Below are 8,379 nucleotides of genomic sequence, written 5' to 3'. Positions count from 1 at the left end.
GGTCGGCCTGCTCGTTTTGTGTGGCGTTGCGATTGGGGGGTTCTTGCTCTGGACAAAGATAGAGAACGACGAACGCGCCAGAAAGCGCGCCAGTGTCACCGTCACTGTGAGCCACGACCTTGACCGGTGCAGCCCTGAATACCCGCTGTTTGTTCAGATACAGAACCGCTCTGACAACACTGTTGAGAAGGTATCGTTTGGGATTGAGGGCCACCGTTCAGGGTTCAGTGATGCGATCTATGATAGCGGCTATCTTGGGTATTCTTCGGATCGGATCATTGCCAGCGGCAATAGCTGGGCAAATTGCTGGACCATCCCCCGAAAGGCTTATGGTGCCTCTGAGCAAAGGGTTGCGCTTAACCCGCCTGAAACACTGGTCTGGACAGTGAAGAACACCAGCCCAACCTTCCGCAATCGCTAGGCTGCAACCGCCTCTGCACCGTTTTTCGCCGTTATTATATTCCGCACGGTGGTCGCGTACCACTTGCCGCCCCGCGCCGTTTTGATGCCCCGCGCGTTCAATTCCGCCGCGATCTGGCGAAGGGATGCGCCCCCTGCCCTGATCTGCTCAACCACTGGCAACACGTTCTCAGCATGGGCCAGCGCACGCGCCTTGTTCACTGCCGCGCCCTTGCGTGCCGCCTGACGCTGTTCAGAAGCCCTCTCAGGGATAGACCAGCCCAGTTTGACCCCCCGTGCCTTTGCCGCTGCCAGCGCTGCCTTGGTGCGCTCTGAGATTGCGCGGCCCTCTTGTTCTGCGACTGCGGCCATGATGTGCAGCACAAAGCGGTTTGCCTCAGGCATATCCGCCGCCGTGACCTCGACCCCGCTTTCCAGAAGGTTTGCGATGAAAGCCACGTTGCGGGCGAGACGGTCCAGCTTGGCAATGAGCAACACGGCCCCTGCCCGCTTCGCCTCTACCAGCGCACGCGCCAACTCAGGACGATCTGCACGCTTGCCACTTTCCACCTCGACAAACTCTGCCACGACCTCGCCCCGGCCCAGGACATGCGCCGCAACCGCCGCGCGTTGTGCTTCCAGCCCCAAACCGCTCTGGCCTTGGCGTTCTGTTGATACGCGAAGATAGGTGACGAATTTCATGGCGTGGCCCTTTCGATCCTAGGGGAAACCTTAGGGTGTATAAAAACCCTACGTCCGTTGTGTTCTTATACATATGTGTACGTTTACGTATTTACGCAAGTGCGTAGCTATGAATTTATGCGTTTGCGGCCTCGCACATTTGCGATAGCGTCCCGAACTATGAAAACGATACTAATAGCCGCCCAGAAAGGCGGAGCAGGCAAAACAACGCTTTGTAGGAATCTATCCGTGGCCGCTGCCTTGGATGGCAGGAAAGTGCTTTGCCTCGATCTGGACCCACAAGGCTCGCTCAGAGGATGGTGGGAAAGCCGTGAAGCTGAAACCCCGGCAATGCTGGACCGTGACCCGGCCCCTCACGCGCTACGCGCCACCCTGGACGCGGCCAAGGCACAATTCGACCTCTGCATAATCGACACGCCACCAGCGGCCCCAGAGTGGCTATCTGAGGCGCTTGGCGCGGCGGACCTGGTATTGATCCCGGTTCGGCCTTCCCCTGACGATCTACGGGCCGTGGGCGCGACCATAGCCGCCGTGAATGCCGCCAAGGTGCCTTTCGCCTTCGCCCTGTCCCAAACGCCGCGTGCGCGGATCACAGAGGAAGCGGCCCGCGTCTTGGCACAACATGGCAGGGTTGCCCCGGTGAATATCGCTCAACGTGTCGCATATGCTGAGACCGGCGCGACCGGGCAGGGGGTGTCTGAAACAACCGACCAGAAGGCGGGGGCAGAGATTGCCGCCGTGTGGGATTACGTGAAAGGGATTTTGGATGGCTAAGAAGACCGTGGCCCTCGATGGCTTGTTGAACACCGAAAGCCGCCCAACCGATACGGGGATACCGCAACGCGGGGCAGGGCAACCCGCTCAGGAAAGGAAGCCTAAGCGTGAGGGTGAGAAACGCCTGACGCTTGCCCTTGATGGTGAAACCTACCGCCGCCTGAGAATGCACGCCGCCGAAACCGACCAGACGCACCAGGACATTTTGGAAACCGCCCTTGCGGAATACCTTAAACACGCAAATGCGTAGTTACGTAAGTGCATAAATAATCATCTAAGCGCCTGAGGTTACGGGATTACTCGATTTTAACCGCCTCTGAGAACACGCTCGAAACAGGGTCAATTCTTTTCCTGCATTCAGGAAAGCTATCTTGCAAGTGTGCGAGAGGCGTCAAAGTATTCCGGCACCCACACAGGTAACAATCAGCAATGCCAGTGTAAGGGCCAACATGCTCCAATGATAAAATGTCATACCTCTGATCTCCTCTAGGCGTTGGTTTCATTGAAGACCGCTCTGAGAAGAGTTGGTTGAGGGAAAAAAACTTTTTTTCCGAAAAATTGAGATTTCGCGCCTATCATTGATAGAGAGCGAAGATAGGCTGATCAGTTGAAGAAACCCACGACTTCAAATCCCAGCATCATGGGACAGGATTTGAGCAACCACGATCAAGGTGGTGTGTCGTTTGAGTTCAAGTCGTTGCAAGAGATTTTCGCTGCTCATCCTGTGGATGAAACCACCGGACGTGACCTGTGGCGCAGGGAAGCCAATCGACAACGCTTAATTGCAAACAATCTGGAAAAAGCTGCGCCCTACATAGCAAGGCATCCACAGCCGCCAGACGAAATTCTAGCAACCGCTCAGCATCTGGAAGGCGTTAGAAAAGCGCTTCTTTCACTACTACGTCATTTTGAGAACGACGCCTGCGTAAAGAAGATACTAATTCGTACTGTCATGGACGACTATGAGTACCGAGATAGCCAAGAACTAGCGAGAGCGTGCGAGCTTACTGTTCCGCAGGTTAAAGCCGCGAAGGATCGTCTCCGTTACTCGCTCAGAAAGCTTGGCGCAGGTACCTTTGAAGAACTCGTGCTGACAATGTCAGGGAGGCGAGAACCCTATGACCGCTAAAAGAAGCATTCACCGAGATGAACTTGAACGACTGGCGTCACTCCCAGCAGATCAGTTGGCTGACGCGCTACTGAACAATGCAGGGACATTGACCTCTCGGATTGACGATTTGCTCACAGACGAAGAAGCGGTGGAGGCAACATCAGAGACTTGGCACCATAAGCACAGCTTTTCACAGAGTATCGCAAGCAACGATGCTAAAGAAATAAATGAGCTACAGCCAAATCCTATGACAGTCAGAGGCTACTCATTGTCCTCTAGTTGTAGGAAAGCGGAAGATAGAAATGGCCTTCAAGCGTCTGTACCAGGCTTCTTAACGAGGACGCCTGTTCTAAAGCTGATGGGAAAACAGGCGCAAAGCGTTGCACCATTCGCAGAATTATCGGCTGCTATTAGCGCGTTAGGCGTATACCTCTACTATTTGCTTTCGCAGCGGGAAGCCGAATTTACGTCTGTCATTGCAAGCTCCGAGAAGGCTATTCAAGGTAGTCCTAGAGACGATATTTTATACGGAACAGCCGATGATGACGTCATCTTTGGGCTGCTTGGAAATGACACGCTCTATGGAGCGCAGGGTAACGATACTTTAGTTGGTGGCGAGGGCAGTAATATTCTGCATGGGGGTGTTGGCGCCGATACCTTCATCTTCAAATCTGCAAAAAATGGATCTTTGAATGATACCATCGCCGACTTCGAGCCAGGAGTGGATCGTATCGTTTTGCAGGGCCTTGATCACAACGACATATCGTTCATTCAGGTTGGCGCGGATACTTTCATTGTATCCGGCTATGAAGGTGGCAACGTTGACCAGGTTGACAGCTACACGGACCAGATTGAACTAATCGGCGTTGATGTGGCAACGCTAAGCATTTCAGACTTCGATTTTATATAAGCGAAGATAGAAATAGCGCTACAGGCCGCCCTAAACCGGGCCTGACCTTTCCTTGATAACGGAAAAGCCCCAAGCCGAACCGACCCCATTTATCGGGGCGGTTTTGGGGCGTTCTGATGCACCGGGAAAAGCCGCTTTGAAGCGGTCAATCCGGGGCGTTTTCTATCTTCACACCCAAAACTGATTACCCCCTTGGAAAACAAGGGTTTCTCGAACTGACTAGGGGGTGAACATAGAGCCCCTATTTCCTGCCATTTTCACCCCCATCATTTTTGCCCCCAGATGGGAGGTAGGACAAAAGGCGTATACAACCGCCATATCCTGCCAAGGTCTGACCCTCATTTCTGCCAAGGTCTGACCCTCATTTCTGGGGCTTGTGAGGATGCGAAGAAAGCGGCCCTATTTCCTGCCAACTTCGCCGCCAACTTCGCCGCACAGAATGAGGCGGGCAGGGCGGCGGGCCAGCTTGTCTAAATCAGCCTACTTTAGAAACGGTATTCGTCTGGCAGGTCGAACCCGAACTGTTCAGCGAAACCGGCCAGCGCACGGTCTGCGAAACGGTCATGTTTCCAGCGCAGACGGTCAAAGGTGGCTTGGTGCATCCCTTTGGGTTTGTTCCAAGGCTCAGGGCCGTTCAGCACGCCACCTTCCCAACCCAGCTTGTCCCTGATCCTGTCAGCCTTGCGGGCCGCTCGATCCCCCAGCTTTTCCCGCTGAGACGGATATGCCAGCCGATAGCAATGACGGCAGGCAAAGATTGCACCGCCGTAGAGGATTGCAACGCGCCGACCACACCCACGGGCAGGGCAGAGAAACCAATGTCGCTCACCGCCCATGTGGCAGGGCGTGGTGTCGAGATAGACGGGATAGCGTTCCGGTTGCCATTCCCCGCCTCGATCCCGCTGGCGATAGTCCAGGATCACACGCCCCGGCTCAGAACGGACATTGATTGAGCCTGTCACCTCGCCACCCCGCGACCAGGTGATGCTGCGACTGACGCCGGACTCCAAAAGCCCTTCGCGTTTCAACCACCGAATATCAATCGAACGGTAGTCGTTCGTTGTGTCCGCCCCGAACTGCCAGTGTCGCCCGCTACCTGATCCGCCCATGCCACACCTCAGATTTTGCCGAAATCATTTGGAAAGTTGCCCGTTTAATCGGATGCCCGGTTTCCCACCTGAATGACTTGATTGTTTATCAATGACCCAGACCATGCCTGAGAGCCGCTGAGAGGCCCGTAGAGCGTCATCACGCGATTTTGGCACCGGAACACCAACGGTTTCACTGCAAACAGACCTCACAGCCCTTCCTGTCGCCTCTGGTGACGATACTGGCAAAGAGAAACCACGTTTGGGGTAGGGCGCGACGTTGCCTCAGGCGAAGCCTTCTTATCTTCTAAGCAATCCAACACCTCAGCTAGCGTTGTCGCTTGGCGTAGGAGAGAAACGGATTCAGCTAGTCCCATTGGTGATCCTTTCTGAGAAAAGGGGGAAAGGGGGTTCCTTTGCCTTCAGCACACAAGGTTTGATCTGTCATTGAACTGGAATTGAGCTATCGTTGATCTGTATTGAGATAGCTTCCTTGAAATTCGGCGCTTTCTGGATTTCCTGAATGATACCAGATATTTGTGGAAAATACGACCGCGCAGCCATTTCCACGAAAAAAAACGCCTTGTCGCATTCCTCGCATAAATCCCGCCACCAAACCTTCGTGTTGCCGGTCGCGGCGCGGTGTGTCAGCCGCAAAACGCTGACGCCTTCGACATGGGAGACTGAGGCGTTTTCAAAGGCAAACACCCAACCGCTACTTTGCCATTCTTCGATCAACTGGGGCAGGCTTTCCGTTAGCTGCCCGTTCGCCTGTTTCAGTTTGTAGACCAGAAAAGCCATGAAGGCGGGGCGGCTTTCGGGGGTGTTGAGAACCTGGCGACCGTTCCTGAGAACACCAAGCGGCCTCTGCGGGCGGTTATAAGCGTATTCGTCATTCTCAGGCGGCTTGCCATTCGCGCTATAGACGGCCCATTCCGTCACATGTGCGGCGTCCAAGGCACGAAGATTTTGCCAGAACACTTTGCCGTCTTCACCCCGCCAACGGTGATTATACGCCGCTGACATACTCTTAGCTTCGCCTGTCTCGTAATCCTCATAGTCTCTGCCTGGGCGCAGGTGATGAAGCTTATGGTTCTGAAGCCTCATGCTGAAATCATCTGAAGAATGGAAATACCCCCGGATCATGTCCAGCGGCACGCCCCGTTCATCCATGAGGTTTTGAAGCTGATACAACTCAGCAGCCAGCATGATCGGCCCCAACTCACCGCCATTCATAAGGCGGTAGAGCGGCGAATGCCCCTCACTGACCTGGACAAAGCTGTTTGGAATGAAAGCGACGGTGTTGGAATGTTCGATGATCTGCCAACCGTCTGCCCGCTTCTCGATCCAACCTTTATCCCGCGCACGGTATGCAGCGCCTGTCTCACTTGGCCCAGATGGTTGCCGCCCTTCCTGTATGGCCTGAACGATAGCTTTAGCTTTCCCGGTCAGAGGTTCCCGTGAGTCATAGATTGGAAGATTTTGCCGGGGTGCCGTGCGCGCCCTTTTTCGCTCGACCTCAAGCGTTTCAATGAGGCCTATTCGTTCCAGGTTTCGCATGGCCTTCTTGGCCTCTGCCCGTGTGAGGCCGGAATACCTCTGAACGGAATTGACACCGCCTACTGATACCACGTTGCTCTGATCCGTGCTTTTCAGAAGCGAAAGATAGGTGGCGGCTTCCTCGACGCCCAAGTTGTTCTGGCGGATGCGCTCGAACTGGTGAACGTCCAGTGCAAAGAAACCTTTGCTCTTAGCTTTCTTGGCCATATGTTTCTACTCGATCAATCTTGCCCCTGCCGTGCGTTTTGCCGGTGGGGGTTTTTCTTAGTTAGACATGCAACGGCTCAGCGCCTTCGACGGCATTGTGTGCAGCGTCCGCGGTTGCCCGTGCCTCATTCTCAGCAAGCCATGTTTCGATAGCTTCCCGGCGTATCCGCTGAATGCCACCGATATTCACGATAGCAGGTGCTTTGCCCTGGCGTTTCAGTTTGTGCCAAGTGCTGCGGCTGATCCCAACGGCCTCGCAAAATTCAGAGACAGTCAGAACGTCTAAGGATTGGGGTGTCATGCTCGATGCCTTTTGGCTGTTTCATACGTGTATAAGTATATGCGTAATTACGTAAATCCGCAATGTCTGAGTGTTTTTGAAGGTGGCTAACTCTTCTTCTTTTTCTTCTAGAATCTTCTTTCTTCGGGCTGCGTAAGCAACTGATCTAAAAACAGGAATCCGCCGAACTATTAGGAATCGGGCAAGGACGGATTAGTTTTGGGGCGGTTATCCCTTAGTTTTGGGGCGGTTTACGCTTAGGAATCGGGCGGTTTGTGCGCGGCTCAGACTGAACCACCAAACCTTGCGCCCTGACACGCTTTTCTCTTAGCTTTGACAGAATCACCAAGCTAAGGGTTAAGAGTTGTTGGACACGAACCGCCCCAAACCTAATAATACGCGCACGCTCGATGTTGCCCCGAACATGGGCGAGATGGTGAAGCCTGCCGAACTCATTGAGGTGAAGGGTTCGGCCAAGCTGACCTTGGCAGACCGGCGGTTGTTCAATGTCCTGCTACGCCATGCGTTCGGGCCTGATCTGGCCTCAGAGAACCGGCGCTTTGAAATCCCCCTGGCAGACCTGCGGGAAACCCACGATAGCAATGACCGGCTTGTGCGCTCGATTGAGGCGCTCATGACAACGGTGGTGACGATCCAGCGCCCGGACGGCTCAACAGACCGCGTGCAGCTATTGGGATGGAACAACCTGTCAGACCCGAAACGGAAACGGGGCAATCTGAAATACTCGATCCCGCCAGAACTGGCATTGCTGCTCAAGGATTCCACGGTCTTTGCAAAGCTGGAACTGGAAGTCCTGCGCTCGTTCACCTCGAAGTATGCACTGGCCCTCTACGAAGCCGTAGCGCGGCGGGTGCGGCTCAAGCATGTGTTCACTGAACGGTTTGCCCTGGATGATTTCCGGGAACTCTTAGGCGTGGAAGCGGACAAGCTGACCACCTATGGCAATCTGAACCAATACGCGATCAAGCCCGCCCTTGTGGAAGTGAACGCTCTGTCAGACTTCACTGTGACCGTGGTGCCTGAGAAAACCGGGCGGCGCGTCACTGGCGTCCTGATCGGCTGGGGCGCGAAGGACATTGAAGGTCGCAAGGCCGCTTACGCTGAATTGCAACGCCCCCGTGTGGGCCGAAAGGCGCGGATCACCGGGACCGTTGAAGAAATGTTGCCGCCTGAGGTGATCGAGTAGCTATGGCTTGGGTTATTGGTATCGGAATATTTCTGTTCCTTCTGTTCGCATTCCCGCGCGCGATGGTCGGCCTGCTCGTTTTGTGTGGCGTTGCGATTGGGGGGTTCTTGCTCTGGACAAAGATAGAGAACGACGAACGCG

10 protein-coding genes are annotated in these 8,379 nt (G+C 54.6%); 6 read left to right on the top strand and 4 right to left on the bottom strand.

Annotated elements, in window-relative coordinates:
• A partial coding sequence (locus Q1A53_RS23095) for a hypothetical protein (RefSeq protein WP_299971695.1) occupies positions 1–421 on the top strand: 421 nt, incomplete at its 5' end.
• Here the strand turns inward: Q1A53_RS23095 and Q1A53_RS23090 are convergent.
• The gene (locus Q1A53_RS23090) at positions 418–1,101 is read right to left on the bottom strand and encodes a recombinase family protein (protein ID WP_299971692.1); all 684 of its coding nucleotides are present in this window, start codon (positions 1,099–1,101) and stop codon (positions 418–420) included. The two genes, Q1A53_RS23095 and Q1A53_RS23090, sit on opposite strands and share 4 nt — an antisense overlap.
• A 117-nt stretch (positions 1,102–1,218) precedes the next feature.
• Between Q1A53_RS23090 and Q1A53_RS23085 the strand changes: the two genes are divergently transcribed.
• The 4 genes from Q1A53_RS23085 to Q1A53_RS23070 all read left to right on the top strand — a co-directional run bounded on the left by Q1A53_RS23085 (position 1,219) and on the right by Q1A53_RS23070 (position 3,896).
• Positions 1,219–1,875, top strand: coding sequence for a ParA family protein (locus tag Q1A53_RS23085; RefSeq protein ID WP_366873046.1), 657 nt, complete (start codon positions 1,219–1,221; stop codon positions 1,873–1,875).
• Positions 1,868–2,125, top strand: coding sequence for a CopG family transcriptional regulator (locus Q1A53_RS23080; RefSeq protein ID WP_299971687.1), 258 nt, complete (start codon positions 1,868–1,870; stop codon positions 2,123–2,125). The genes Q1A53_RS23085 and Q1A53_RS23080 overlap by 8 nt, the downstream gene beginning before the upstream one ends.
• A 357-nt stretch (positions 2,126–2,482) precedes the next feature.
• Positions 2,483–3,004: a hypothetical protein gene (locus Q1A53_RS23075; protein WP_299971684.1), complete on the top strand. Its 522-nt coding sequence runs from the start codon at positions 2,483–2,485 to the stop codon at positions 3,002–3,004.
• Complete coding sequence (locus tag Q1A53_RS23070; RefSeq protein ID WP_299971682.1) at positions 2,994–3,896, top strand: M10 family metallopeptidase C-terminal domain-containing protein; 903 nt, start codon at positions 2,994–2,996, stop codon at positions 3,894–3,896. The genes Q1A53_RS23075 and Q1A53_RS23070 overlap by 11 nt, the downstream gene beginning before the upstream one ends.
• A 485-nt stretch (positions 3,897–4,381) precedes the next feature.
• On the opposite strand, the gene Q1A53_RS23065 is transcribed toward Q1A53_RS23070, so the two are convergent.
• The 3 genes from Q1A53_RS23065 to Q1A53_RS23055 form a co-directional block, all read right to left on the bottom strand.
• Positions 4,382–5,005 (bottom strand): hypothetical protein, encoded by a 624-nt coding sequence (locus Q1A53_RS23065; protein WP_299971679.1) that lies wholly within the window; start codon positions 5,003–5,005, stop codon positions 4,382–4,384.
• 423 nt (positions 5,006–5,428) lie between these two features.
• Positions 5,429–6,751: a hypothetical protein gene (locus Q1A53_RS23060; RefSeq protein WP_299971676.1), complete on the bottom strand. Its 1,323-nt coding sequence runs from the start codon at positions 6,749–6,751 to the stop codon at positions 5,429–5,431.
• A 61-nt stretch (positions 6,752–6,812) separates the two neighbouring features.
• Positions 6,813–7,052, bottom strand: a complete 240-nt coding sequence (locus Q1A53_RS23055; protein ID WP_299971674.1) for a helix-turn-helix domain-containing protein — start codon at positions 7,050–7,052, stop codon at positions 6,813–6,815.
• 346 nt (positions 7,053–7,398) lie between these two features.
• On the opposite strand from Q1A53_RS23055, the gene Q1A53_RS23050 reads away from it, so the two are divergent.
• Complete coding sequence (locus Q1A53_RS23050) at positions 7,399–8,238, top strand: replication initiation protein (protein WP_299971671.1); 840 nt, start codon at positions 7,399–7,401, stop codon at positions 8,236–8,238.
• The last annotated feature ends 141 nt before the right edge of the window (positions 8,239–8,379 follow it).

This window comes from uncultured Roseobacter sp. (assembly GCF_947496515.1).
GTDB lineage: Bacteria > Pseudomonadota > Alphaproteobacteria > Rhodobacterales > Rhodobacteraceae > Roseobacter.
The sequence above is the reverse complement of the archived record's forward strand: the minus strand, read 5'-3'. Positions and strand labels throughout refer to the sequence as shown.